Origin of the sequence: Haloprofundus marisrubri, from assembly GCF_001469955.1 — an archaeon.
Taxonomy (GTDB): domain Archaea; phylum Halobacteriota; class Halobacteria; order Halobacteriales; family Haloferacaceae; genus Haloprofundus; species Haloprofundus marisrubri.
The window spans coordinates 144,559-170,798 of the sequence record NZ_LOPU01000016.1; the positions used below are offsets into that span (position 1 = coordinate 144,559).

The following is a 26,240-nucleotide window of genomic DNA, read 5'->3' on the forward strand; positions in this document are numbered from 1 at the left end:
CGCGTCTCTGGCGGTTTCGGGACTTCACGAGGTTGCGGCGCTCACGAACAGTCGGCTCTACTCGACGGTCGAATGGGCTTTTCAGGCCTCGGAATCGGACGAGGCTCCTCCACCTTGTTCGAGTCGCTCGTACAAGTAGTACGAGTACACCACGGTCACGGCGGCGGTCAAAACGGCGGGTACGACGAGAAAGTAGAGGGCGTAGTCGCCGAAGAGAAGACCGACCAGCGTGGCTATCGCGGTGAGTTTGAACAGTCGCCCGCCGAGTGCATGCGTTCGCCGCCACACCTCGTCGCTGCTGAGAGTCCACGGCGTCCGGATGCCGACGAACCAGTTTCGCTCCGCGTTCGCAACGACGACGCCCGCGTAGTAGAGGAGTCCGGCGCTTCCGGCGAGAACGAGGGCGGTGAAGTCGAACTCGTAGCCGAGATTGAACGCGACGACGCCAGCGTGAACGACGAGCATGTATCCGGTGAAGACGACGACGAACCAGTCGTAGTACGGACGGAACGCGGCGATATTCTCGCCGAGCGGGTCGATGCGAGGAATCGAAGCGAACACGACGAGGAGGCCCGCCGTCATCGCGGGAACGAGCCAAAGTGCGAGCGACTTGGGGAGCGTTCCGTTCGGTTCTCCCGCCGTGTTCCAGTTCGTGACGAGTCGGGCAGGGAGCGAAGGGGCGGCGAGCAGACTCAGGAGTGCGGCGAGAACGACGAACCCGGCCGCAAGTCCGAACCGCCGATGAGTATTCATGCGGACTGTTATGACCGCGTTGCAGATAAACAGGCGCTCGTTTCCTGTGACACCCTCTGGAACATGCCCTCGGTTGGGAGCTTCCGAAGCCGAAAGCCGCCGACTACGTCGATTCCTCGACGACGCTCTCGTCGCGGACGGTTTTGTCGTCGTGGACCGCCCAGTAGGTGTTACGGTAGCGCTTGATTTTCCGGTAGAGCAGGTAGCCGAAGAAGCCGTCGTAGAGGATGACGTACGCGAGGTAGGCGGCCAGTTGCGGCACGGCGAACGGCACGACGACCTGCATCGCCAACCAGATGAGTCCCGACCCGAGGCCGACGGTGGTGTTGTACGTGCCGTGGATGAACGCGGCGATGAGCAGGCCTTTGACGACGATGGGGCCGCGGTTCTCGTTGTTGAACTTTGCGAGACCGAGGTAGTAGCCCGCGAACGCCGAGTAGATGACGTGGCCCGGGCCGGCGAGCGCACGAACCGCCGTAATCTGGCCGCCGACGCCGATGAGTTCCGCACCGAACTCCAACTGTGCCGGTTCGACGCCTTGGGTGATGTACAGTGCGTTCTCGATGGTCGCAAAGCCGAGACCGGCCATCGCCCCGTACACCGCACCGTCGATGACGGCGTCGAAGCGGTCGCTTCGGTACGCGTACAGTCGCACTGCCAGAAGCTTGACCGTCTCCTCGACGGGGCCGACGATGAGATAGTAGAAAAACACCATGCCGACGACCGGAATCAACTGGAAGTACGGCGAGAACGCGCTGTTGATGAGCGCCGCGAAGTTCGCCGTCAGCACTCCCAAAAGAAACGTGGCGACGAGCAACGACAGCGGTTCGTTGCTCGTCACGTCGGAGTAGTAGACGTAGCCCGCCAGTGCGAGTGCGGGAATCACCGACAGGACGGTGAGAACTCCGATTTCGAGCGGCGAAGTGATGGAGAAGCCGACGATACCGATGAGAAGCGCCAACGCGACGAGGATGATAACGGACCGGAACGTCACCGCCATCAGCTTCCAGAGAAACACCGACAGTCCGTCGAGCGAACTCCGCTCTTCCCACGTCGAGACGTCGTAGAGGTCGAGTGACCCCGAGGACGCACGTTCGATAGGGTCCCGTTCGTTCGTCATGTCGCTATATCACCGGGAACTATCTAATCTCTTGGGCCTGCTCGCATCGCTCGCAGCGGATACTGTCGCACCGAACACGACGCTAACGGCGCCACGAACACAGACGAGGTACGCTGAAAACCCCTCCCGCCCAACGTCGGGTATGCACTTCGATTCGCGCACACAGGCGGCGCTCCGGGAGGTCGGCCTCGACATCGACCGAATTCGTGAGGCGTCCGACCTCGTCACCGAGGCGGTCGCAGACGATGCGGACGCGCTCTCGGCGTTCTTCGCCGATGCTGATTCCATCTACTCCGATATGGAACTCGCCCACAGCAGCGACGAGATTCAACAGCACAGCGTCGACCACGTCGACCTCTACACCCACGGCGCGAGTATGCGCGGCTACCTCCAGTTCGACTCGTGGGGCGTCCCCATCGAGGGCGGACGAATCCTCTCCGACGACGTGGTCGAACTGACGCTCGGACCGACGGTCCACGACCGGGTGCGATTCGCCCGCAACGCCGACCTGCTATGAAGGTCCGCGTCCGCGGTATCTACACGACGGCGCTGACTCGATTGTTCCTCGACGCCGGCGACGACGTGGTTCAGGCGTCGGGACCCATTCGACGGCGCTTCGACGAGTCGTTCGACGCCGACAGCCACGACGTGGCCGTCGAGACGACGACCGACCGACAGGGTGTCGGCGTCGCCGGCGACGAGACGGCCGTCGAAGACGCCCGCGAACGACTTCGAGGGGTCGGTGTCGACGCGTTCGCGTGGACCGACCCAGCACCCGAAGGCGCAGTGTTCGACGCAGAGGTGACAGAAACGCTCGGCGGCGGCGCGGTCGTCGACCTCGGCGTGACCGACGGCTACCTGCCCTACAGAAATGCCGACGACCACGTCGAAACGGGCGACGCGCTCAGAGTACAGGTGACCTCGTCGTCGCCGCCGTGGGACGACGACCGGCCGCAGCTAGGAACAGAAATCCGCGCCCACGACGGCCTCGTGACGCTCGTTCCCGGACAGGAAGGGACGACGGTGGCGACGCACGACGACGCGGCCGGGCGGGAACTCGCCGGGATGACCGACCTCTTAGACCCCAAGATTCCCGACGGCTGGGGCATCCGCTGGCGGCACAGCGCGACGGAAGCCGACATGGGGGCGCTCCGAGAAGCGCTCGACGGCGCGGCCGAGCGCGCCCGAGCGATGGACGCAGCGCTCTCCGAGCCAATTGAAGACCCCGGCGTCGTCGTGCCCGCCGCCGGTGCGTGGGTCTGGTTCGGCCGCGAGTCCAGATTCGAATTGGACGCGCTCAGACGCGAGGTGTCGACGACGATGCCCGGCCACCATCGAACGAAAGCCGCGGCGAACGCTGCGAGTTCGGGCGTGGACCTCGCGGAAGCGCTCTGTACGCTCGACGGCGACGGCGAGTTCCCGTTCGGTGTGGTCGCCGACCAGTTCGGCCCCGTCGAAGGCGACACGGTGAGCATCGGTCACGGGAAACCGGACGGTCGGCTCATCACGCTCGGGTCGGGCGAGGTGGTCGAACGCGACGACGAAGGCACCGTCGCCGTCGAACGGTCGATGTCCGGCGGCGGACGCTACGACGCACTCGGCACACGGCGGGAATCGGGTGACACGGCGCTCACGAAGTTCCGCGAAGGTCGGTGGTGGTATCCGACGGTGTATCGAGGCAGCGACGGCGAGCGCAAAGGAACGTACGTCAACATCTGCACGCCCGTCGAGTGCTTCCCCGACGAGATTCGCTACGTCGACCTCCACGTCGACGTGGTGAAACACCCCGACGGGAGCGTCGAACGCGTCGACGACGACGAACTCGACGCAGCGGTCGAAGCGGGACACATCTCCGAGCAACTGGCGGAGAAGACGCGGGCCGTGGCGTCGAGTCTGGAGACCGCCCTCGGGTCGTAGTCGCGCTGTTGGGGTCGTAATCGTGTTCTGGGGGTCGGGTCGGCGTCTCGTCACCGGGGGTCGCAGGTCAGGAACGTGCTGGTGCCGTTGTCGAGGAACCGAAACCCGCTTTTCGTCAGCGAACGGTCACTGCCACACCCTGTCCGAGACGGCGTGTAGCCCGTTGTAACCCACGTCCCGTTCTCTTCGACGAACGCGACGAGGCTCACGTTGGCGTCGGGTGGGACGTTTTCGCCGACACCGAACGTCGCCGCGGTCGGGTCGAGGTTAGTTCGGACGGTCGACGCGGCACCGACTCCCGTCACCGACGGTGCGTCCGCGAGCGCCCGGCCCAGTTCGGGACTGTCGGCGGCGAGACGCGAGGTAGAACCGTTCGGATGGATGACTCGGTACTGTTCGACCGGATGCGCTCCGAACGAGACGACTACGCGAATCGCCGAGTCGTTTCGGTCGTTTTCGACCCACCACTCTACGTCGTGAGTCGTCGACGCCGTCGGATCGGTCGTTTGCGTGCGGGCGTCCTCCGTTTCGACCACGGCGGGCGTCGCCGAACGGGCGTCGGTTCCTGTCGGCAGCGGCGTTTCGGATGCGGCGGGCGTCTCGCTCGGGACGGAAGTCGGTAGCGGCGCGACGGGAGAGCCACCGCACCCTGCGAGGAGAACGGTGAGAGCGACGAAAAGCGGCAGGCTCCGGGTCATCTACTCGATACGCGACGAGTGTGTAGATAGTCGTGTCGAAAACACAACCACACTGGTGGTTGCGACAGACGGAGAACGCGCTCACGAGGGAAGAAGCGCTGAGAGAACGTCGTCCGTCGCCGTCAGAAGTGCTCGGCGGACTCGTTGGAGAACTGCAGTTCCCCGCCGCGGCCGCCTTCCACGGTGCTACTTCCTTGGTCGCCGGTGCTCGGCACTTTCACCGTCACGTCGCGGACGTCCTCGAAGTCGCGGATGAGGTCGGCTTTGATGTTGGTCGCGGTGACGTTGCTGATGCCGCACCCCGAGCAGGTTCCGCCGAGTTCGACGACGACTTCGCCCGTCTCCGGGTTCGCTTCGCGCACGACGCTCGTCCCGCCGTGCATCTGGATGATGGGCATCTGACCGACCATCCAGTTCTCGATTTGCTCTTTGAGGCTGTCGTCGCTCATTGGCGATGTTTGGGTCCCCACCTATGCGTAAGTTGTGGTTCGCTGTGGCATCCTTCGTGAACAATCGGGACGAACCCGCCGCCGGCCTCCGCTTGCGAACCCGCTACCGGCCCCCGCTTGTTTTGTCCCTGCACCGCGAACAGTGCGGGTACATGGAAGCTCCCGTCGTCGCGGCCCGGTTGTTCGCCGGACTGCTCCTCATTCTCGCAAACGGCTTCTTCGTCGCCATCGAGTTCGCACTCACGAGGGTCCGGCAGTTCCCAGAGTCCGAATTCCAAGGCTCGAAGGCGCTCGAACGCGCGTGGAACATGACCGACCGCCTCGAAATCTACCTCACGAGCTGTCAGGTCGGCATCACCGCGACCAGCATCGCCGTCGGTATCGTCGCCGAACCGGCGCTGGCAGCCATCTTCGAACCGTACATCGAAGGAACGTTCCTCGCCTCGATCAGCGCAGGTGCGATTCTGGCGTTCCTCATCATCAACCTCGTCCATCTTACCCACGGCGAACAGACACCCACCTACCTCGGTGTCGAACGCAGCAAGTGGGTCTGCAAGTACGGCGCGACGCCGCTGTACTACTTCGCGATGTCCATCTACCCAATCATCAAACTCGGTGACGGCGTCGCCAAGTGGACGCTCCGTCTGTTCGGCGTCGAACTCACCCGCTCGTGGACCGAAGCCGAGGAGGACAGCGTCGAGAACCGCGCGGACCTCCGCCGACAGATGGCGTCGATTCTCGAAGCGGGCGACCTCTCGGAGGAGCGCCGCGAGGAAGTGATGAACGCGCTCGAAGTAGGTGAGCAACCGATTTCGGAGGTGATGGTCGACATCGACGAGGTGGCCATGCTCTCGACCGAGTTCTCCGTCGAAGAGAACCTCGCCGTCGTCGAGGCGAACCCACACACGCGATTCCCGCTCACCGGCGAGTCGGTCTCCGACTTCCGCGGCATCGTCTACGCGCCGACAGTCGTCAACGCGTACGAGGAACTCTCGTCGGGCGAGGCGACGTTCGAAGATATCGCCGCACCGCCGCTGACGTTCGACGCCGGGATAACGGTGAGCGAGGCAATCGACGGGCTTCAAGAGGAAGAACAGGAGCTGGCGTTCGTCGAAGAGAACGGCGAAATCGTCGGGTTACTCACCGCGACCGACGCCCTCGAAGAGGTGATGGGCGAGATGCGCGACCCGACGGACAGGAAAGCCGACACCGACGTTCAAGCGACGTCGTAGCCGCATCGGCCCTGCGACGCGCGTTACTGATTGTTCCCGTCTCGTCGCTTCGCCCACCACGCGCCTGCGCCGAGCGCCGTCACCGCCGTGCCAACGCCGAACCCGGGAGCAACGATAGCCGACGAGTCGTCGATGTCGCCGCTATCACCCGCACTCGCCGGAGTTCCGGCATCGCTTCCACGGCTCGCATCGTCTCCCGAGTTCGGTCCCGGCGTCGGGGTCAACACGTCCACGTCGCTCGCGTCCGCCTGTCCCAACGACGGCGGGTTCGTCTGCTGACCTGCGTGGTCGGGGAAGACGTACAGTCGCCCCGGCGTGTCGCCCGTCCCCCTGCTACTGGCGACGAGCATCTGTCCGGGACGCGCGAGGCGGGCGGTCCAGAAACTCGCCTCGGCGGGTTCGCGCCACCACGCAAGTTCCTCCGGGTTCCGCGGGTCCGAGATGTCGTGGCGTTTGACGCCGCCTCGGTACCACGAGGTGTACAGTCTCCCGTCGCGCAGTTCGAGGTTGTGCGCGGTGGTCCAGACGCCGTCGTACGTCGGGTCCGGCGACGCCGGCGGTTCGATAGTCGAGAGCCGTTGCGGGGCCGTCCGGTTCGAGATATCCCACAGTTCGACGCCGCTCGGCCCACCGACGAGTTGGCCGTCGCTGCGGACGCCCCACGACTCCTTGCCGACCGCCAGAAGGGTTCCGTTCTCGTTCGTCGCCACGTAGTGGTCGTTACCCGGCGGAATCCGCGACTCCAGTCGGGCATCTCCCCCATCGCCGGCGGCGAGTTCCGACGGCGGAACGCTTTCGAGACGACCGATGGTCCGCGGATTCGACGGCGTCGAGACGTCGACCATCCACGTGCCGGCGTCCCAGTGGGCGAGGTAGGCGACGCCGCCCTGTACCCAGATATCGTGGACCGTTCGACGGCCCGCGGAGACGGCCTCCCACTCGGGGTTCTCGTCGAGAAGCGACCACTCGCCGACCTGCTGCGGTTCGTCGCCGCGCACGTCCACGACGACGAACGGGTTACGGTCGTACTCGTTGGCGGTCAGATACGCGTAGCCGCCGCTGACGTAGCAGTTGTGAATCGGGTGGTCGGTCTCGAAAAAGGCGAGCGTCTCCGGGTTCGCGGGGTCGGAGACGTCCTCGACGAGCATCCCCGAGAGCGCGCCCGGGATGCCGTTCGCGGGGCCGACGACGAACAGCCGATTCCCAGAACCGTCGAGTTTCACGTCCCACACCTGTCGAAGTGGGCCACCCTCACGCTCGGCGAGGAGGTCCTCTCGGCTGGCGACGACTTTCGGTTGGTCGGCGACGGAGATGTCGACGACGGCGTAGCCGTTGGTTGAGGCGACGAACGCCGTCTGTCCGTCGGGTCCGACGACAGCCTCCTTCGCACCGTTCACGTCGACGAACCCGTACGGCCGATACGGCCCGGGATGAGCGGCCGCTCGGTCGGTCGTCAGCGAGGGTACTGCGGACAGTCCGAGCGCGGCGGCGCTTCCGCGCAGCACGTCACGTCTGCGCATGGGTGTTACTGTGCGTGCAAATGAATAAGCGACGCGGGTACGTGTTCGGTACGGAATTACTGTGTTCGGCTGATAGTTCGGCCAGTCGAAGTCGGGCCGTACTAGCCGGTGTGCGCTACAGTTGCGCTCGGTCGCCTGTGCCTCCGGTCATTGCACTGGCGAGCGCACCGCGAACCACGACGTCGTCGCCGAGCGTCGTCAGTTGGATGTCGGGGACGTTGATGAACACCATTTCGTCCATCTTCCGGCGGATGGGTTCGAGAATCTCCTCGGGGTTGTTCAGCGCCACCGCGCCGCCGATGAAGATGACGAGCGGCGCAAAGGAGTGAATCGTGTTGGCGACGCCCATCGCGTTCCAGTGGCCGACTTGGTCGATGACGTAGTCGGCGAACTCGTCTTCGCCGGCGTTCTCGAACACGTCGATAGCCGAAAAGTCGGGGTCTTCGACGGGGAGAACGGTGTCGACGGGGTCCTCGGCGTGCAGTTCCTCCGCATAGCGCGGGATGTTGTTCCCCGAGCAGTACGCTTCCCAGTGACCGTCGTGGCCGCACCCGCAGGTTCTGAACCCGTGGGGGTCGATGGTCATGTGACCGACTTCGCCCGCGTTGCCGTCCCACCCGCTGAGTACCTCGCCGTCGACGCAGACGCCCGCGCCGATACCCGAGGAGATGGTGAGGTACACCATGTCGTCGGGGTTGCGGTCGGAGTAGAACCGCTCGCCGATGACGCCCGCGTTCGTGTCGTTGTGGAGGTAGATTTCGTCGGTCTCCAAGAGGTTCGACAGTGGCCCTGTCAGGGGGATGCGGTCGATAGTGTCAGGCAGGTTCGCCGGTTGCTCTATCGCTCCTTCCGCGAGGTCCAGCGGACCGATAGAGCCGATGCCTGCGGCGACGGCGTCGGTCGGGTCGACGCCTGCTTCGTCGCAGGCCTCGCGGACGACGCTGAGCACCTCTTCGGTGACCGCGATTCCGGTTGGGCCGCGCGGCGTGCCGTGCTTCGTGTTTCCGAGGATGGTTCCGTCGTCGTCGGCGACGACTGCTCGGACGTTCGTCGCGCCGAGGTCGACGCCCACGTAGTAGGCCATTGTACTCACAACCACGGTCACGCCACTTAACTGCACAGATTCGATGCGTCAGATGCCGGCGCTTATCTCACGTAATCAGCCAGTAGGCACCCCCTACTGTACGGATTAAGTCACCGAATAACAGTGTACTCGGTCTCTAGTTACTGTTTCCGGCGTTCGCCGTGTTCGTCGGCAGTTTCGGAATCAACCACGTCAAAAACGCGTCGGGACTGCGCGTCTGCGTCCACACGCGACCGGGACCTTCGAACTCGCAGACGAGTCCCTCGCCGCTGAACAGCGTTGAGCGGAGGCCACCGATGGCTCGCACGTCGAACGACGCCGACGACTCGAAGGCGACGATATGGCCGGTGTCGACGGTGTACGTCTCACCGTCGGCCAGTTCTCGTTCCCGAATCGCGCCGTAACTGGAGAGAAACGCCGGTCCCGACCCTTCCAGACGGAGCAAGAACACTCCCTCGCCGCCGAAGAACGACCGTCCGCCACCGAACTGCGTGTCGAGTTCGATATCCCGCGCCGACGCGAGATACGACCCCGACTGGACGAACAGCGTCTCGTCTTCGAGGTAGCAGTCGACGATATCTCCCGGCAACGGCGGTGCGAGCGTCAGTTCGCCCGCCTCGCGGGCCGTAAACGTGTTCTGAAAGAAGCTCTCGCCCCCGAGCAAACTCCGCTTGAGCGACCCGAAGAGGCCGCCGTTCGCGCCCGTCTCGACGTCGATACCGGCGTCGCAACTGACCATCGACCCCGCTTCCGTACGAACCGCCTCGCCGCTCTCCAACGAGAGCGTGAGAAGCGAAAAGGAGGGTCTGAACTCGATTTCGTGCTCCATGTGGGTGTGCGCCACACGGAAGAAGATGAGTGTTCGCCTCGTTTCGGGCGGTCTCAGTTCTCGGAACGGACGAACGTCACCGGACACGGTGCCGAGAGCATGACTTCCTGTGCGGTGCTGCCGAAGACCGCTTTTCCGGTGGGAGAGCGCTGGCGGCCGCCGACGATAATCTGGTCGGCATCGACGCTCGAGGCGAGGTCGACGATGCTCGTACCGTGCTTACCGACGGCACCGCGAACGTCGTAGTCGATACCCGACTCGTCGAGCATCTCCGTCAGGTCGCGTATCGTCGCGTGGCGCGACGCCACGTCGTCGGGCGAGACTTCCTCGGCCGTCGTGTCGAACTCCAGTTTGTCTATCGTCTCGTCGTACTCCTGTCGGGTGAAGACGTGTCCGAGAACGACTGTCGCACCGGTCGGGCCGGCGATGTCGACGGCGACTTCGCCGAGTCGTTCGATGCGCTCGGCGTCTCCCGCACCGACTGCCAACAGAATCGTGTCTACTGCCATATCCATGCGTAATCCGGTCCCGGACTTAAAAGTGACGGAGGATTTACTCAATAACGAATAAACATTTCATGCCGCCTGCGGTCGCTCTACACCGATGGATGTGAGCAATACACATGAAAATTGTCCCGAACCCATCGATGGAGAGTCCGCGACGGTCCACACTTTTGCTCGCAGCGACCGATTGTGGCGTATGCTCGCTCCCGACCTCTCGGGTCGTACCGTTCTCGTCACTGGTAGCGCGAAAGGCATCGGCCGCGAACTCCTGCTCTCGGCGGCCGACTGCGGGGCCGACGTCGCCGTCCACTACCATTCGAGCGCCGACGAAGCCGAGGAGGTGGCCGCCGAAGCCGAAGAACGCGGCGTTTCGACGACCACGGTCCAAGGCGACGTGACCGACCCCGACGGCGTCGACGAGTTGTTCTCGACCGTCGAATCCGACCTCGGGAGCGTCGACGTGCTGGTCAACAACGTCGGCGACTTCGCGCCTTCACACTGGGAGGATATCGAGTTCGACACGTGGCAGCGCGTCGTAGAGACGAACTTCTACGGGACGTATCTCTGCTCGAAACGCGCGCTCTCGGGGATGCGCGACAACGACTGGGGCCGCATCGTCAGCGTCGGCTACGCAGGGAGCGAGAAGGCACTCGTCTATCCGAAGAACTTCCCGTACTTCGTCGCCAAAACTGGAGTCTTGATGTTCACGCGGATGCTCGCCGCCGACACCCAAGATTCGAGGATTACGGTCAACGCCATCTCGCCGTACGTCGTCGAGAACTCCGACGAGTTCCCCGACGAACTGCCCCGCGGCCGTCCGGCCTCCTTCGAGGATATGTCACAGGCGATGTTGTTCTTCCTCCACGAGGACAGCGACTACATCAGCGGCGAAAACATCGAAGTCGACGGCGGGTGGCTGCCGGAGACGCTCTGACACGACCTTTTGCGCTGCGGAGCGGCTTCGCCGCTCCTCGGCAAAAGCTCGACCAAAAGCACAGCGTCACCCCCTCAGGCGCTTCGCGCCTTCGAGGGTTCCTCGGCCCACTCGCTCGGCTTCGCCTCGCTCGTGGTCGAACTGCTGGCGGTGACCCTCCACCGGCCGGTCGTCGCTCGGCTGTTGTACCGCGAGCGACCGTAGGGAGCGAGCGGGCCGACGACCGAGCGGAATCGTTCGAGACGGCTTCGCCGTCTCGTGATGACGAAAATCGCCAGTGGCGATTTTCGAACCACGAAGTGAAGCGAGGGAGGAGTGCTTTTGGTCGAGCTTTTGCCGAGGGCTGGCGGAGCCAGCCCGCAGCGCAAAAGCTGGGTGTTCTAGACGTCAGGCGCGTCGTCTTCGACGGCGCGCTTCATCGACTCGCGGCGCGACTTCGCGTCCCGGCCCGTCACTTCGAGCAGGAAGTCGTTCTTGGCGCTGACGGCGTCTTGGGCGGCGTCGGCGTTGCCCTCGGCGATGACCTCTGCGGCGTCGCGCTCTTCGAAGTGGACGGCGAGTTGGTCTTTCTTGCCGCTGAACGTCGCCGCGCCGGCGACGATGCGCTCGAAGACCGGGTTGTCGGGGTCGCCGACGACGTACAGTTCGTGACCGTCGTGTTCCTCGGTGCCCGTGACCGGGCCGAAGTAGCCCTCGATGGTCGCTTTGAGGTCGGGTGCGTTCTCGTCGAGCGTCTCGCCGCGTCGCATCTTGTACTGCTTCATGCGCCACCGTTCGCGAGGGGATGGTTTACTTGTTTCGTCCGAGTCTGCCCTATATACCCGTGTCAGACGCTGACGGGTAGTTTGGCGCGCTCCTCGCCCTCACCACTCACTGCAAAAAAGGCTGCGGCTAGCGCTCGCGTTCGGTGATGTAGCCCCGACGGCACTCGGGACAGATGTCGCCTGCACGGAGCGAACTCCCGTTGGCGGGGCGGGCGAGGCCGCACTCCGGACAGGCGTACTCCGTCGGTACGTCCTCGCTTCGCGTCTCCAGTTCGACGGCCGATTCGGCACGGGTGAACCCCTCGGCGGTGTCGCTCGCGCCGTTGAGTTGCCCGTTGCCGTTACTGATGAACTCCGCGTCGTAGCCGTCGCGGTCCGGATACTCGGTGTCGTAGTCGCTGCGCTCGGGAGCGAGGCCGCCGAACGTTACGTCGGTTGCCGACCCGTCCGAAGGTTCGGCGTCGAACCCTTCGTCCTCGCCGGCGACTTCCGGCCACGGCGACGGGTCGTCTTCGGCCTCGTCTTCCTCGACGCTCTCACCGTTCTCGATTCCCTCGTCGCCTTCGAGTTCTTCGACGGTCGGCATCCGGTCGTCGTCTTCCGCACCGACGTTCGCCTCGGGCCACTCGCCGGGTTGTCGCTCCCGTTCCGGTTCGGGTTCGGGGTCGTCGTCCTCGTCGTCGAGAATGATGCCGTCGTCCTCTTCGGCGCTCTGCGGTGGCTCGAACTCGTCGTTCTCGTCGAACTGTTCGTCGATGGTGTCGCCGGTGAGTTCCGTCTCCGCTTCGAACTCGTCCGCCGGGTCGTCGTCGTGCGCCGCTTCAGCACCCGGAACCGCGGTAACCTCCTTGTTCTCGCTGACGACCTGCGTCTCGCCGCAGCGGACGCACGTTTTCACCTCGCGGATGGTGACAACCATCTCTTCGCCGCTTTCCTCCCGCTCGCGCTCTAACTCCGGTTCGCCGAAGTCGTGGCCGAGCAGACACCTGAGTCCCATTGCCGGGACTTCCGACCTCCGTGACTAAAAACTACCCCCTCGGCGTCTGACGCGCGGCCGACGCCGACGGGGGGGTGACGGCAGTCGACGGCGAGAGTCGCCACGGTCAGACGGGGTCGACTCGTCGGTGTTTGTCTCGGCCGCCCCCGACGTTCTACGACTTCTCACGACCTCTCCGACCGCTCGAACCCGACAGCGGGGACGACGACCACGGCCCGAGGACAGTCTTTTCGGTCGCCGGTAACGGTAAACCGGTTGAGAGGCATGCATACTGTATGAGAGCCAAGCGGGAGTATCGCAACAGAGGCGACGTAGACGTCGCGGTACTCGACGCGCTCGTCGACAGAGCCGACGACGGAATGACGGTTCTGGAACTACGAGCGGCCGTCGACGCCGACATCGACACGCTCGAATCCGCACTCGCGGACCTGAAAGCCGACAGTCTCATCACCGTCGACCAGACCGACGAACGAGTCGTTATCATGCCCGCCGACCGCGTCGTCCCCGACGCCGACGAAACCGTCGAAGCCGACCAGAGCCTCTTCGACTCCGTACGTGACCGACTCGGCCTCTGAGCCGACTATCGATTCGGAAACAATTGACCCGGGAACCGTCGACCCGGGTGGACACCGTTTTTATCGCGCGCCGACCTACGCCCCGTCGATGACTCTCGTCGGAGACCTCCACGACGACCACGGCGCGACCTACGAGACACGCGACGACCGGCGCGTCGTCGCCCACTACGGCCGCCCCGAGCGCACGCACAAAGCGGTCAGACACGGCGTCGGCGTTATCGAAATGGGGTACGGCGTCGTCGTCGTCTCCGGTGACGACCGAATCGAGTACGTCGACAACGTCGTCTCGAACCGCGTCCCCCGCGAAGACGGTGAGGGGACGTACGCGTTGCTCTTGGACCCACAGGGTCGTATCGAGGCCGATATGTACGTCTACAACGCCGGCGAGCGACTGCTACTTTTCGTGCCGCCACAAGTCACTGAGTCGCTCGTCGCCGACTGGCAGGAGAAAGTGTTCATTCAGGACGTCGAGATTCGAGACGCCTCCGGCGAGTTCGGCGTCTTCGGCGTCCACGGCCCGCAGTCGACGGAGAAAGTCGCCTCCGTGCTCAACGGCGCGGGCGCGCCGGAACCGCATCTCTCCTTCGTCCGTGGGTCGATGGGCGACGCCGGCGTGACCGTCGTCGCTTCCGACGCGCCGACCGGCGACGAGGGATACGAGGTGGTCTGCGCTGCGGACGACGCACCGGACGTGTTCCTGACGCTGCTCGTCCACGGTCTGAACGCCGTCCCGTTCGGCTATCGAACGTGGGAGACGCTCACCGCCGAGGCCGGGACGCCGCTTTTCGCCAGCGAACTCTCCGGACGATTGCCGAACGTTCTCGGCCTCCGAAACGGCCTCGACTTCTCGAAAGGCTGTTTCGTCGGCCAGGAAGTCGTCTCGAAGGTCGAGAACCGCGGCCGGCCGAGCAAGCGACTCGTCGGCCTCCTTCTCGACGAACTCCCGGACTCCGGCGCAGCGGTGTTCGACGGCGACACGTCGGTGGGCGAGATTACCCGCGCCGTCGACAGTCCGACGCTCGACCGACCTATCGCGCTCGCACTCGTCGACTTCGACCTCGACGAGACCGACCTCACGGTCCGCGTCGACGGCGAGGAGACGCCCGCGACGCGAACGGAACTGCCGTTCGTCGACGGCAACGACCGCTCGGGGCGGTTGCCGGTGTACGATGCGCTGACGCAGGAGTAGAAACGGAAACCGGACAACGCAAACACGACGACGCGACGACGCGACGATTAGGAGAAGAACGCTTTCAGTTGTTCTGCCGAAAAGAGCGACGACGGTCGGTCCATGTGGACGCCGATTCTTCCGGACATCGCTTTGAGTCCGGCACGCTGGACGGGTTGCGGCAGCGAGTACGCCCGTCGGACCCAGTGGCCGAGTCGAATCTCGCGTTCGAGGTCCGTCCGCCACGCCGTCTCGTACTCGCCGAGCGTCCGCGGGCGGTCGGGGTCGATTTCGCGGACCGCGTGGTCGGCGGCGGTCATCCCGTAGAGAATGCCGCCGCCGGTGAACGGTTTCGTCTGCGCGGCGGCATCACCGACGAGGAACACCCGACGAGACGTGACCGACGGCGGTGGGCCGATGGGAATCGCGCCCGAGCAGAAGTGACTCGTCTCCACGTCGTAGGTGCCGGTCAGCACGTCGAACATCTCTCTGACCTCTTTGCCCGGCGGCGCGGCGAGGCCGTACTCGACGCCCGCGTCGCCGCGGGGGATGCGCCACGCGAAAAAGCGCGGCACGGTCAGATGAACGTCGACGAAGTCGCTGTGGTCGGGTTCGTCGTCGAACGCCAGCACGCCGTGGAGCAACTCGCCGGGTTCCGGCAAGCCGACTTCACGGCGGACTTTCGAGATGGGGCCGTCGCAACCGGCGACCATCTTCGCCTCGAACGTCTCCTCGTCGCCGCCGACGCTCGCCGTGACGGTGACGCCGTCGGCGTGTTCTCTCACGTCCGTGACGGTGTGACCTTCGCGTACGTCCGCGCCGGCGTCGCGGGCGGCCTCCGCGAGCGTCCGGTCGAGTTCGACCCGGTCGATGACGTTCGATATCTCCTCGTTTTTGTAGAAGGGGTTCGCGGCCGTGTCGGGGCCGCCGATGCGGAAGTTTGCGCCGTAGATACGGTTCTGAAACAGTTTCTCCTTCGCCGCGTCGGGGACGTACTCCCAGATGTCGGTGCTGACGTGGCCCGAACACGCCAGCGGAGTGCCTACCTCCCCTTTTTCGAGTGCGAGCACGTCGTATCCCGATTCGGCGGCACGTCGGGCGAAACGTGCACCGGCGGGACCGACGCCGACCACGACGAAATCGTACATCGGTCGTGACTGACCCGCCGGACGATTATATACCTTCTCGGTTCGGTCGCTTGTCGGACTGGCCTTGTGGTTACGATTGCGGTTCCGAAACGACCGCCAGTCCGCGCGCCGTCTGCGACTCGTAGGCTTCGGGCCACGGAATCTCGACGCGTTCCCACGATTTGCCGCTGTTCGGCGACCGGAAGATACCGCGGTTCGACAGCGCGTAGAACGACCCGTTGCCGTCGGTTGCGAGTACGGGGCGCGTCACGCCCTCGCCGGTCGGCAGGCCGTCGAGTCGCGTCCACGCTTCGCCGGGTCGCCGTCGGTAGACGTACGATTCGGCCGAACTGGCGTTGTGCGCCGACCGAGCGCCGCTGGCCGCCGAGACGAGGACGTTTTTCGCCTCGCGGCCGACGGCGACGCTCCAGCAGTAGCGGTGGTCGAGGCCCTCCTGCGGGTGGTCCCACGTCTCGCCGCCGTCGTCGCTCTCGGCGTAGCCGTCGCCCGCGGCCGACCACACGCGTCCGGAAGCGTCGGGATGCGTGGCGAGGCTGTGGTTGTCCCGTCGCGCCGAGGGGGCACGGTCCTCCCACGTCTCGCCGCCGTCGTGGCTCTGGACGAGCGCTCCCGCCTCGATACCGACGTAGAGATGCTCGGAGTCGGCCGGGTCGACCGCTATCCAGCGGACGTGGTGTGTATCCGGTCGTGGCGGGAACGACCAACTGTCCGCCGACGGTAGGTCGGTCAGCCCCCCGCACTGTTCCCACGTCTCGCCGCCATCGTCGGAACGATACACCGCGCTCGGTTCGGTGCCGACCCAGACTCGGTCGGGGTCGCTCGGGTCGACGGTCACCGACATCACGGGGTCGGTGAGCGTCTCGTCGCCGACGCGGTACCACGTCTGCCCTTCGGTGTCGGTCCGCCAGAGGCCGGCGTCGAACGTCCCGCAGAACGCCACGTGACCGCCGGGAGCGGCCGCGACACACTCTATCTGGTGGTCGGTCAGTCGCTTGTCGACGAGTCGCTCGCCGGGGCCGCCGCGGACGATGAGGAGGACATTTCGCAACGCCGCGTACTGTGTTGTCATACCTCGCGGTTTGGCCGCGGTCCAAATAAGCCCGCTGGCGAACCTTCCGGACCGTCCGGTCAGCGAGAATTTATCAGTGAGAGAAAGACCAGACGCTCTCGATGTAACGTCGTGCCGCGACGGGGTCGAGGCGGCTGCCCGGCGACCCCCGCGCGGAGAGAATCGTTTCGCCGGCTGTTCGCCCCTTCCGGAGCGTTGCCCTTCTCTGTTTCAGTCGTCGGTGGTCGGCTTCGCGGGTTCGCGTTTGTCCGCACGCGGCCCCTCGATGTCGACAGCGGGGAGCATGTCGCGGAGGTAGCGTCCCGTATACGACGACTCCTCGCGCGCGACTTCTTCGGGCGTTCCGGCGGCGACGACTTCGCCGCCGTGTTCACCGCCCTCGGGACCGAGGTCGAGAACGTGGTCAGCGTTCTTCACCAAGTCGAGTTCGTGTTCGATGACGGTGACGGTACTGCCGTTGTCGACCAGTCGGTGCAGTACGTCGATGAGCTTCCGCTCGTCCTCTTTGTGCAGCCCCGTCGTCGGTTCGTCGAGCAGGTACAGCGTGTCGCCGGTGTCGCGCTTGCCCAACTCCTCGGCGAGTTTGATGCGCTGAGCCTCGCCACCCGAGAGCGTCGTCGACGGCTGTCCGAGCGTCATGTAGCCGAGGCCAACGTCTTTGAGCAACTGCAGACGGCGACGAATCTGGGAGTTCGCCTCGAAGAACTCGTAGGCGTCGTCGACTTCCATGTCCAGCACGTCGGCGATGGTCTTGCCCTTGTAGGTCACGTCGAGCGTCTCGTCGTTGTAGCGCTTGCCACCGCACTCCTCACAGGGGACGTACACGTCCGAGAGGAAGTTCATCTCGATTTTGACGTCACCTTGGCCGCCACACTCCTCGCAGCGGCCGCCTTTGACGTTGAACGAGAAGCGACCCTTCTCGTAGCCGCGCTGTTTCGACAGTTTCGTCTCCGCGAACAACTCGCGGACGTAGTCGAACACGCCCGTGTACGTCGCCGGGTTCGACCGTGGCGTCCGACCGATGGGCGACTGGTCGATGAGTCGCACCGTCTCTATCTGGTCGATGCCGTCGATAGCGTCGTGGTCGCCGGGGTCGACGGAGGTGTTGTTGTTCATCTCGCGGGCCAGTCCCTTGTAGAGGATATCGTGGATGAGCGTCGACTTCCCCGACCCCGAGACGCCTGTGATGGCCGTAAAGGTCCCCAGTGGTAGCGATACTTCGAGGTCTTTCAGGTTGTGCTGTCGAGCGCCGCGAACCGTCAGTTCGCCGTCGCGCTCACGGCGCGTCTCGGGTACTGGGATGTCTTTTCGTCCCGAGAGGTAGTCGGCCGTAATCGAACCCTCGGCCTCACACACCTCGTCGAAGTCGCCTTGCACGACGACCTCACCCCCGCGCTTGCCCGGCCCCGGACCCATGTCGATGATGTTGTCGGCGCGGCGCATCGTCGCCTCGTCGTGTTCGACGACGAGCAAGGAGTTGCCGAGGTCACGGAGGCCTTCGAGCGTGTCGAGCAGTTTGTCGTTGTCGCGCTGGTGGAGGCCGATAGATGGCTCGTCGAGCACGTAGAGCACGCCGACGAGTCCGGAACCGACCTGTGTCGCCAAGCGAATTCGCTGACTCTCACCGCCCGAGAGCGTCGACGCCTCCCGGTCGAGCGTCAGGTAGTCGAGACCGACCTCGGTCATGAAGCCCAGTCGCGCGCGAATCTCTTTGAGAATTTCCTCGGCGATGGTGCGCTCGCGGTCGGTGAGGTCCGCCTCCAGACTCTCGAAGTGTGCGAGTGAGTCGCCGATGCTCATTCGGTTCACCTCGGTGATGGCGGTGCCGTCGACGTAGACGGAGCGAGACTGCGGCTTGAGCCGCGTGCCATCACAGGCCGGACAGGTCGTCACGGCCATGTACTCCTCGATGTGCTCGCGGGTGCCTTTCGACTCCGTCTCGACGTGACGGCGTTCGAGGTTCGGGATGACGCCCTCGAAGCGTTTCGTCTTCCGACGGGTGCCGTTTCGTGTCTGTCGTTCGAAGACGACCTCCCGGTCGGTCCCGTAGAGGAACTGTCGCTGCACGTCGTCGTCGAGGTCTTCGAACGGCGTCGAGACGCTGACGCCGAAGTGCTCGGCAACCGAGTCGAGTCGCGTCCGGTAGTACGACCGCTTGTAGCTCCACGGCTCGAAAACGTGTTTGATGGGCTTCGAGGGGTCTTCGACGACGAGGTCTTGGTCTATCTCCTTCGTGTTCCCGATGCCCTCACACTCGGGACACGCGCCGTGCGGCGAGTTGAACGAGAACGACCGCGTCTCGATTTCGGAGAAGTCGATGCCACAGTGCGTACAGGCGAGTTCCTCGGAGAACTCGACGACGAGACGCTCGTCGCCGCCGCCGGCGAGGTCACCGGTTGCACGGGCCTCCGTGCCGAGGTGGAACTCGTCTTCGGCCGGCGGGTCGGGAACGATAATCTTCAGCGTGCCATCGGCCTCTTCGAGTGCCGTCTCGACAGAGTCGGTGATTCGTGAACGCGCTTTCTCGGATATCTTCACCCGGTCGACGACCACGTCGACGGTGTGGTCGTAGTTCTCGTCGAGGTCGGGTTTCTCCATGGCGAGGTCGAACTCCTCGCCGTCGACTTCGACGCGCGAGTACCCTTCGGAGACGAGTTCGTCGAACAGGTCCTCGAACGCGCCTTTCTGGTCGCGGACGACCGGCGCGGCGATTTTCGCACGCGTCCCTTCGGGGAGTTCGAGAATCCGTCGAACCATTTGTTGGGCGCTCTGCTCGCCGACTTCGCGGCCACACTCCGGACAGTGCGGTGTGCCGACCCGAGCGTACAGCAGACGAAGATAGTCGTGCAGTTCGGTGACGGTCCCGACCGTCGAGCGAGGGTTGTTTGCGGCGTTCTTCTGGTCGATAGAGATAGCCGGCGACAGTCCCTCGACGGACTCGACCTGCGGTTTGTCCATCTGACCGAGGAAGTTGCGGGCGTACGCCGACAGCGATTCGATGTACCGGCGCTGTCCCTCGGCGTAAATCGTCTCGAACGCGAGTGACGACTTCCCGGACCCCGACAACCCCGTGACGACCGTAAACGTTTCACGTGGGATGCGAACGTCGAGGTCTTTGAGGTTGTGTTCTTCGGCCCCTCGGACCTCGATGTAGTCCTTGCTCATCTGGAAACACGCTAAGTAGGGAACACCTGAATACTCGTCGGTCCTGCATGGCGTTCACACCCATGGAACGCCGACCATACAGCCGTTATTCGGTCCCTTCCGACTGTAGGAACCGGGTTTTCGAGCCGTCTCTGTGGTGGTGGTGGCGTATTACCGAAACAGCACGTTCGGATTTTCGAAACAGTCGCTAAGGGGGTACATACTGGATAATTTGTCTGAATGGGAGAACAAACCATCGGGACGAGGAGATATTCAGCGGCGCGTACTTTTGGTGCGCAAACACGTGCACCTTTCTATGCTGGTTCGGCAAGTCAAGCGCGCACGACAGAAATCATTCGACCTCACGCCCAACTGGGTGAAACCGGCTATCCAGAAAGCGTTCTACGTTCTTCATCCGGACGCCTCTTGGGAGACGTACAAAGACAAAGAGCTCACTCGCCAAGCGTTCATCGAGCGGTTCTTCGACAGTGAGGCGGAACTCGACTCGTACGAGGCCGAGTTCATGAACGGCGTCATCGCCGAGAACCTCAAACGGGCGTACGACGAACTCGGCGACGAGACGTTCTACGACATCCACAAGGACGACTGCGTACGCTACTACGCGTATATCCGGAAGTACAAACCCGAGACGGTCGTCGAGACGGGTGTCTTCCACGGCGTCTCTACGCTGGCGATGCTCGCTGCGCTCGACAAAAACGACCACGGGACGCTGTACTCTATCGACTACTCGTCGCTTCTGGACCCGACCGACGACGCCGACGTGGAACGGTACGAGCGTCGTCGACCCTCCTGCGCACAGCGCAACAGCCACCTAGTGCCCGAGGACAAGGAACCGGGCTGGATTGTCCCCGAGAAACTTCACGGCCGATGGGAGTACGTCGCCGGTCGGAGTCAGCGCGAACTGCCCAAACTGCTCTCGAAACTCGGGTCGGTGGATATGTTCGTCCACGACTCCGAGCACTCGAAGACGGGGATGCTGTTCGAGTTCGACCTCGCGTGGGAACACCTTTCGCCGGGCGGCATGCTGTTCTCGCACCACGTCGCCTGGAACGACGCGTTCGAGACGTTCGTCACCGAACGTGCACCGAACGCCGAGCACGGCAAGACGGCCGTCCACTACGTCCACTTCGACAAACACAGTCAACCGGGGTGGGGCAAGTACGCGCGGAAACCGTTCACCCACGTGACGAACGACACCCTATCGGCTCCACGACAGGCAGTATCGGACGACTAATTCGGGCGTCGGAGTCGCTGCCTCGGTGACTGACGCTCTTTGACCCGGCCGAACTTTCTGTGGCCGTTCTTTCTTTTCGATGTTTTCGCCTACCGAGTGAACGAACTCGTACGGGAGGCCATTCCACCGAGGAAGTCGTATATTACGCGTTGCTACGGTGCATCTAATTATGTTGGGGTAGGTTGTGACGTAGAAGTATGCAGGTCCCGTCTCTCAGCCGCGTACGTCGTGCTGCATACACGAGTGTCCCATCGTGGACCAAACCGTTGGCGACGAGATGTTTCTACACGCTCCACCCCGGTGCGTCCTGGTCGCTGTACGAACAGAAAGCGCGTTCCCGCGAAGCGTTCGCCGACCGCTTCTTCGACAGCAGAGCGGAGTTCGAAGCGTACGAAGCGGAGTTCGAACAGAGTCAGGTTCCCGGCCTCCTCTATCAAGCGTGGCAGGAACACTCCCAGCCGATATACGACTCGCACAAAGAGGAGTGTGTTCGCTACTACGCACTCGTCCGGAAGCTTCGCCCGACCTCGGTAGTCGAGACGGGCGTCTACAGCGGCGTGTCGACGCTGGCGGTTCTCGCCGCACTCTCGGTTAACGACCATGGCACGCTGTACTCTATCGACTGCTCGACGCAGTTCGACGAGTTCGACGACGATACGAAGCGCCACTACGAGCGCCGTCGCCCCTCCTGTTGTGAGGACGGCAGTCACCTCCTCCCGGGCGGGAAACAACCCGGATGGATCGTCCCCGACGACCTCCGCGACCGCTGGCAACTCGTCGCCGGACGTCCGCAGCGAGAACTGCCACATCTGTTGGAAGAACTCGGCGAGATAGACCTCTTCGTCCACGATTCGGAACACTCGAAGACGGGGATGCTGTTCGAGTTCGACCTCGCGTGGGAACACCTCTCGCCGGGCGGTGTCCTCGTCTCGCCGCACGTCGGTTGGAACGACGCATTCGACACGTTCATCTCCGACCGCGCCGCCGAGAGCGGCGAACTCGCCGTCCACTACGTCCACTTCGACGAGTACGACGGTCCCGGATGGTGTCGATACGCCAGAAAACCGGCCGTGGACCGCGAAAGGACGAGCGCTCACCAGTCGGTGAAAACAGCGCCAAAGTCAGTCGCCGACGACTGACCGCGGTCGACTTTTCGCAGTTAGTTCAGTTTCTGCCGAGCGATGCGGACGCCGGTCGGCGCGAGGATGAGTTGGTCGTCGCCTTTCTGGACGATGTCGCCGTCGACTTCGCGGGCGACCTGCTGGAGTTCGTCGACGATGTGTTCGACCGTCCGGTCCTGCGTGCGGAGTCGCGTGATGTCCGCGATGACGAAGTCGCCGTCGTAGACGGCGTCCTTGATGGCGATGACGTCCTGCTGGCCGGCGATTTCGGCGATGTGGACGGTCATCCCCGCGTCGCCCTGTGCGGTGTCGAAGTCGTCGAGGTTCAGTTCGACGTAGTCCTCGGTGGAGCGCTGTCCGTTCCCGAGAATCTTGCTCATAATGCCCATGGAAGCTACAGCGGTGGGTCGCCCAATAGTTCTTACGTCAGACGGCCGTGATTCGCCGAGTCCGTACGCGGTGAAACACACGAGTCGGTAGCCACCGGGTGAACGCCTTTCTGTCCCCCTCTGGTGACGACGGTATGAGTACGACGACATCCGAGTTCGTCGACCGAACCGTCGTCCGAACCGAGCGGACGCTCCGCGACCGGCCGTTCGTCACCGGTGCGTGGGCCGGGGCCGTCGCAACCGCGGTGATGACACTGTTTCGGCTCCCGGTTTCGCGGTCGCTGCCGCCAACCGGGGCGTTCTGGGAGCGGTACGCCGGTGGCGACCCGGACGCTCTCACTCCCGCGTTTCTACTCCACGTTCTGTACGGCGTCGGCGGCGGCGTTGCCTTCGCTGTCGTCGGGCGAGCGCTTCGTGGCCGGGAACTGACGACGACACTCGCCGCCGGCGTTCTCTACGGCCTCGTTCTCTCGGTGTTCGGCGTCCGGGTCGTTCTCGGTCGTCTGCTCGGGATGGAACTCGACCACGACGAGGCGGTCGTCTTCCACGCCGGCCACGTCGTCTACGGTCTCACGGTCGGTATCTGGTTCGGGACGCGCGAACCGCACGACGGTCGATGAGAGTCGAAGCACCGGGCGGTGGGGATTCGAGACGAGTGGCGACGACACTCGCTGCGACACTCGTCGTCGCGGCGACACTCTGCTCGCCCGCACTCGTCTTCGAGTGGTACGGACCCGTTCTCGTCGGCCTCTGCGCGCTCGTCGTCGCCGGCGGTCTCTGCAGGGCGTTTCTCGTGACCGCCGTCGCCTGCCTCCCGAACCCCGACCCACCGGAACTTCCGATGGCGTCTCCGCCGAACCCGCCGACGGTGGGCGTTCTCGTCACCGCCTACAACGACGCCGACACCCTCGACGAGACGCTGGACGCCTGTGATGCTCTCGACTATCCTGAAGACCGACTGCGAGTGCTCGTCGGATTCGAGGCCGCTTCGACCGACGACACGGAGGCGGTCGCCCGCCGCGCGGCCACGAGCGACTCCGGCGTCCGTGTCCGCGTAATCGAGCGGTCGGCACCCCCGGCCGGAAAGGCGGCGGCGGTTAATCACCTGCGTTCGCACCTCGGTGACGACGTCGACGTCGTGGCGAGTCTCGACGCGGGGCAACGTCTCGAACAGGGGTCGCTCTCGCGCGCAGTTCGATGGCTGGCCGACACGGAGACGTGGTGTGTCAAAGGCCGAAGCTACGGACGCAACGCCGACGAATCGTTGTTGGCGCTCTGTGCGACCGTCGAACGCCATCTCGCCGAACGTATCGCGTTCGTCGCTCGCTCGCGTCTGGGCTGGTTCTCACTTTTCACCGGCGGGCAGGCGTTCTTTCGGGTCGAGACGCTGGACCGACTCGGCGCGTTCGACGAGACGGCGTTGCTCGAAGACGTGGCGATGGCGACGCGAATCCACGCTCGTGGGGGTCGCGTTCGCGTCGACCCATCCATCGTCGCCACCGAACGCAACCCCACGACGCTCTCGGCGTGGGCCGGACAGCGGAGACGCTGGGCACGCGGCGGTATGCAAGTCGCGAGGCGGTCGCTCGGTCGGTTGCTCCGAAGTCCGACTGCTTCGGTCCCGACGCGCCTCGACGCGGCGTACACGTTCGCAGTGTTGCTGTGGGTTCCGGTCGCTGTTCTCCTCTCTCCGCTCGTGGCACTGACGGTGACGACATCGCCGACGACTGCGGCCCTCGGTTCGCTCTCGGGGTGGCTCCCACTCATCTCGATGGTATCGTGGGCCTTTCCGTACGCGCTGTTCCTGCGTGACGCTGTCGACGGCCGCCGCCACGACGGCCGCGAATACGCTGCACCGCTGTTGTTGCCGGCGTACTTCGCACTGCAAAGCGTCGTGGTGCTGGCCGCCTTCCTCGACGAGTTCGTCCTTCGTCGACCATCGGTGTACGTCACGAGTCGCAGCGAGGAGTAAGTCGGCACGACGGCCGAGTTCGTCCGACGGGTGAGACCAACGGCGTGGAGTCGGGCGAGAACGAGCACGCGACGTAACGTCGGGACGTGCCGGTACACGGAGTTTTTTGCGACGATACGCCAACCCGTCGACTGTGACGTTCAGCATCTGCGTCCGCGAGGAGTACGAAGACGATGACGGGAACGACCAGACACGCTTCGGCGTCGCGGTGACGACCAGACTGCCCGGCGTTGGGACGCTCTGTCCGTTCGCCAGCGAGAACGGCGCAGTGGCGACGCAGAGCCTCGTCAACGTCGATTTAGGACGCAAGGGCATCGAGTACATCGACGACGGCCTCGCCGTCGACGACGCCTTGCAGTCGCTTCTGAACGCCGACGAGGGGCGTGAGCAGCGACAACTCCACGGCGTCGATGCTGAGGGGACGTTCGCGTTCTCCGGCGACGAGTGCAACGGTTGGTACGGCCACATCGAAGCCGAGAGCTACACCGTCGCCGGGAACCTGCTGGTCGGCGAAGATGTCGTCGAGGCGACGGCCGATGCCTACGAGTCGAACGCGAACGGTGACGCGCCGCTGGCAGAGCGACTCGTCGATGCGCTCGAAGCAGGGCACGCAGTCGGCGGCGACAAACGTGAGGAACTGCCCGTTCAGAGCGCTGCGCTGCTCGTGACGCGCACGGAAGACGAACCCAGCGGCTTCACCGACGACCTGCGCGTCGACGCCACGGAGACGCCCGTCGCCGACCTCCGAGAGACGTACGAGGAGGCCAAGCGCGGCTACGAAATCATCCTCGAACAGCACGAGGCGGAGGAAGAAGCGGCCGAGGAACCCGGCGACTCTGAGCGCTCCAACGACGTCGACGCCGACTCCGACGACGAATCGTCCGACGCGTCCGCTAGCGAAGCAAAGTAAAAACGCAAAAACGTCGTCCGAGAGCGGTGTTGTCAGACGGTGAACTGGTAGAGGTCGTCGCCGACGTAATGGACCGACTCGACGACTTTTCCGGCGTCACCGACGAGCTCTGCGCCGTTTTCGAGCGCCCGCCCGACGGCCAGCACTTTCCCGTGTGTCTCCTCGACGATGGCCACTAAGTCACCGGCTTCGATGTCCTCGTCGGCGTCGACGATGCCCGGGCGCATCACGTCCGCGCCGCCGCTGACGAACGAGACAGCACCGGCGTCGACGGTAACGACGTGTTTCTCCGGCGGGTACTCGTTGGCCCCCTCGACCGTGAGAAACGGTTCGTCGCCCAGATACAGTACCGCGGGCGACCCGTCGACCAACACGAGGTCGAACTCGGTGCCGGTGAGTTCGACGAACTCGTACGTGTCACCGTCGAGGTCGACGCCGAGCGCCTCCGCGAGCGTCTCCTCCAGCGATTTGATGTCGTCGCTTCGGAGGTGATGCCGTGATTTGACGTTCATACGCCCTCCGTGACGTTCCGAGCGAATAAATCGCCCGCTCCGTGCGTTCGGGCGGTCGAATCGCTGGCCGCCCCGCCGGCGTAAACACGCGATTTACACGTTTCACCGACGAACACTGTCTCGGCAGTGGACGGGCGTCTGACACCGCACAAACGCTAAGTACGACCCCACCAACCT

27 protein-coding genes are annotated in these 26,240 nt (G+C 64.3%); 11 read left to right on the forward strand and 16 right to left on the reverse strand.

The genetic code is table 11. The features are described from left to right. Positions 1-81: 81 nt before the first annotated feature. The gene (locus AUR64_RS03730) at positions 82-753 is read right to left on the reverse strand and encodes an SdpI family protein (protein WP_058580606.1); all 672 of its coding nucleotides are present in this window, start codon (positions 751-753) and stop codon (positions 82-84) included. 103 nt (positions 754-856) lie between these two features. After that, positions 857-1,873, reverse strand: a complete 1,017-nt coding sequence (locus AUR64_RS03735) for a PrsW family intramembrane metalloprotease (RefSeq protein WP_058580607.1) — start codon at positions 1,871-1,873, stop codon at positions 857-859. Between the two features lie 142 nt (positions 1,874-2,015). Here AUR64_RS03735 and AUR64_RS03740 point away from each other — a divergent pair, with 142 nt between their 5' ends. Both AUR64_RS03740 and AUR64_RS03745 read left to right on the forward strand, forming a co-directional pair. After that, positions 2,016-2,390, forward strand: coding sequence for a DUF7532 family protein (locus tag AUR64_RS03740; protein WP_058580608.1), 375 nt, complete (start codon positions 2,016-2,018; stop codon positions 2,388-2,390). After that, a complete protein-coding gene (locus tag AUR64_RS03745; RefSeq protein ID WP_058580609.1) occupies positions 2,387-3,790 on the forward strand; it encodes a DUF402 domain-containing protein in 1,404 nt (467 codons plus the stop codon). The genes AUR64_RS03740 and AUR64_RS03745 overlap by 4 nt, the downstream gene beginning before the upstream one ends. 50 nt (positions 3,791-3,840) lie before the next feature. Here AUR64_RS03745 and AUR64_RS03750 read toward each other — a convergent pair whose 3' ends face one another. Together AUR64_RS03750 and AUR64_RS03755 are read right to left on the reverse strand one after the other, a co-directional pair. Then, positions 3,841-4,488 (reverse strand): hypothetical protein, encoded by a 648-nt coding sequence (locus AUR64_RS03750; protein WP_058580610.1) that lies wholly within the window; start codon positions 4,486-4,488, stop codon positions 3,841-3,843. 122 nt (positions 4,489-4,610) lie between these two features. After that, a complete protein-coding gene (locus AUR64_RS03755) occupies positions 4,611-4,937 on the reverse strand; it encodes a NifU family protein (RefSeq protein ID WP_058580611.1) in 327 nt (108 codons plus the stop codon). A 152-nt stretch (positions 4,938-5,089) separates the two neighbouring features. Between AUR64_RS03755 and AUR64_RS03760 the strand changes: the two genes are divergently transcribed. Next, a complete protein-coding gene (locus tag AUR64_RS03760) occupies positions 5,090-6,169 on the forward strand; it encodes a CNNM domain-containing protein (RefSeq protein ID WP_058580612.1) in 1,080 nt (359 codons plus the stop codon). A gap of 23 nt (positions 6,170-6,192) precedes the next feature. Here the strand turns inward: AUR64_RS03760 and AUR64_RS03765 are convergent, their stop codons facing one another. From AUR64_RS03765 to AUR64_RS03780, 4 genes are all read right to left on the reverse strand, one after another. Next, the gene (locus tag AUR64_RS03765) at positions 6,193-7,689 is read right to left on the reverse strand and encodes an LVIVD repeat-containing protein (RefSeq protein ID WP_058580613.1); all 1,497 of its coding nucleotides are present in this window, start codon (positions 7,687-7,689) and stop codon (positions 6,193-6,195) included. Between the two features lie 115 nt (positions 7,690-7,804). Further along, positions 7,805-8,773 (reverse strand): ROK family protein, encoded by a 969-nt coding sequence (locus AUR64_RS03770; RefSeq protein ID WP_058580614.1) that lies wholly within the window; start codon positions 8,771-8,773, stop codon positions 7,805-7,807. A gap of 136 nt (positions 8,774-8,909) precedes the next feature. Then, positions 8,910-9,602: a TIGR00266 family protein gene (locus AUR64_RS03775; RefSeq protein WP_058580615.1), complete on the reverse strand. Its 693-nt coding sequence runs from the start codon at positions 9,600-9,602 to the stop codon at positions 8,910-8,912. 53 nt (positions 9,603-9,655) lie between these two features. Beyond that, positions 9,656-10,111 (reverse strand): universal stress protein, encoded by a 456-nt coding sequence (locus AUR64_RS03780; protein WP_058580616.1) that lies wholly within the window; start codon positions 10,109-10,111, stop codon positions 9,656-9,658. A gap of 190 nt (positions 10,112-10,301) precedes the next feature. On the opposite strand from AUR64_RS03780, the gene AUR64_RS03785 reads away from it, so the two are divergent. Next, complete coding sequence (locus AUR64_RS03785; protein ID WP_058580617.1) at positions 10,302-11,039, forward strand: SDR family NAD(P)-dependent oxidoreductase; 738 nt, start codon at positions 10,302-10,304, stop codon at positions 11,037-11,039. A gap of 74 nt (positions 11,040-11,113) precedes the next feature. Here AUR64_RS03785 and AUR64_RS03790 read toward each other — a convergent pair whose 3' ends face one another. The 3 genes from AUR64_RS03790 to AUR64_RS03800 form a co-directional block, all read right to left on the reverse strand. Then, the gene (locus AUR64_RS03790; RefSeq protein ID WP_058580618.1) at positions 11,114-11,335 is read right to left on the reverse strand and encodes a hypothetical protein; all 222 of its coding nucleotides are present in this window, start codon (positions 11,333-11,335) and stop codon (positions 11,114-11,116) included. Positions 11,336-11,419: 84 nt separating this feature from the next. Continuing rightward, entirely contained in the window at positions 11,420-11,803 is a 384-nt protein-coding gene (locus tag AUR64_RS03795; RefSeq protein WP_058580619.1) for a DUF5611 family protein, read from the reverse strand. A 127-nt stretch (positions 11,804-11,930) separates the two neighbouring features. After that, entirely contained in the window at positions 11,931-12,800 is an 870-nt protein-coding gene (locus AUR64_RS03800) for a DUF7093 family protein (protein WP_058580620.1), read from the reverse strand. 275 nt (positions 12,801-13,075) lie between these two features. Here AUR64_RS03800 and AUR64_RS03805 point away from each other — a divergent pair, with 275 nt between their 5' ends. Further along, the gene (locus AUR64_RS03805) at positions 13,076-13,375 is read left to right on the forward strand and encodes a DUF6432 family protein (RefSeq protein WP_058580849.1); all 300 of its coding nucleotides are present in this window, start codon (positions 13,076-13,078) and stop codon (positions 13,373-13,375) included. Positions 13,376-13,463: 88 nt separating this feature from the next. After that, complete coding sequence (gene ygfZ, locus AUR64_RS03810; protein ID WP_058580621.1) at positions 13,464-14,564, forward strand: CAF17-like 4Fe-4S cluster assembly/insertion protein YgfZ; 1,101 nt, start codon at positions 13,464-13,466, stop codon at positions 14,562-14,564. 47 nt (positions 14,565-14,611) lie between these two features. On the opposite strand, the gene AUR64_RS03815 is transcribed toward ygfZ, so the two are convergent. From AUR64_RS03815 to uvrA, 3 genes are all read right to left on the reverse strand, one after another. After that, entirely contained in the window at positions 14,612-15,691 is a 1,080-nt protein-coding gene (locus AUR64_RS03815) for a geranylgeranyl reductase family protein (protein WP_058580622.1), read from the reverse strand. Between the two features lie 70 nt (positions 15,692-15,761). Continuing rightward, complete coding sequence (locus tag AUR64_RS03820; RefSeq protein ID WP_058580623.1) at positions 15,762-16,760, reverse strand: WD40/YVTN/BNR-like repeat-containing protein; 999 nt, start codon at positions 16,758-16,760, stop codon at positions 15,762-15,764. A gap of 210 nt (positions 16,761-16,970) precedes the next feature. After that, positions 16,971-19,925 (reverse strand): excinuclease ABC subunit UvrA, encoded by a 2,955-nt coding sequence (gene uvrA, locus AUR64_RS03825; RefSeq protein ID WP_058580624.1) that lies wholly within the window; start codon positions 19,923-19,925, stop codon positions 16,971-16,973. 295 nt (positions 19,926-20,220) lie between these two features. Between uvrA and AUR64_RS03830 the strand changes: the two genes are divergently transcribed. Continuing rightward, a complete protein-coding gene (locus AUR64_RS03830; RefSeq protein WP_058580625.1) occupies positions 20,221-21,159 on the forward strand; it encodes a class I SAM-dependent methyltransferase in 939 nt (312 codons plus the stop codon). Positions 21,160-21,425: 266 nt separating this feature from the next. After that, positions 21,426-22,298 (forward strand): O-methyltransferase, encoded by an 873-nt coding sequence (locus AUR64_RS03835; RefSeq protein WP_162265525.1) that lies wholly within the window; start codon positions 21,426-21,428, stop codon positions 22,296-22,298. A gap of 20 nt (positions 22,299-22,318) precedes the next feature. On the opposite strand, the gene AUR64_RS03840 is transcribed toward AUR64_RS03835, so the two are convergent. Further along, on the reverse strand, positions 22,319-22,669 hold the full coding sequence (locus AUR64_RS03840) for a cell division protein SepF (RefSeq protein WP_058580627.1): 351 nt from the start codon (positions 22,667-22,669) through the stop codon (positions 22,319-22,321). A 134-nt stretch (positions 22,670-22,803) separates the two neighbouring features. On the opposite strand from AUR64_RS03840, the gene AUR64_RS03845 reads away from it, so the two are divergent. The 3 genes from AUR64_RS03845 to AUR64_RS03855 all read left to right on the forward strand — a co-directional run bounded on the left by AUR64_RS03845 (position 22,804) and on the right by AUR64_RS03855 (position 25,551). Further along, positions 22,804-23,289, forward strand: a complete 486-nt coding sequence (locus tag AUR64_RS03845; RefSeq protein ID WP_205628369.1) for a hypothetical protein — start codon at positions 22,804-22,806, stop codon at positions 23,287-23,289. After that, complete coding sequence (locus AUR64_RS03850) at positions 23,286-24,641, forward strand: glycosyltransferase (protein ID WP_082230569.1); 1,356 nt, start codon at positions 23,286-23,288, stop codon at positions 24,639-24,641. The genes AUR64_RS03845 and AUR64_RS03850 overlap by 4 nt, the downstream gene beginning before the upstream one ends. 133 nt (positions 24,642-24,774) lie before the next feature. Continuing rightward, positions 24,775-25,551, forward strand: coding sequence for a DUF1028 domain-containing protein (locus tag AUR64_RS03855; RefSeq protein WP_058580629.1), 777 nt, complete (start codon positions 24,775-24,777; stop codon positions 25,549-25,551). A gap of 32 nt (positions 25,552-25,583) precedes the next feature. Here the strand turns inward: AUR64_RS03855 and AUR64_RS03860 are convergent, their stop codons facing one another. Next, positions 25,584-26,063 (reverse strand): RNA-binding protein, encoded by a 480-nt coding sequence (locus AUR64_RS03860; protein ID WP_058580630.1) that lies wholly within the window; start codon positions 26,061-26,063, stop codon positions 25,584-25,586. Between the last annotated feature and the right edge of the window lie 177 nt (positions 26,064-26,240).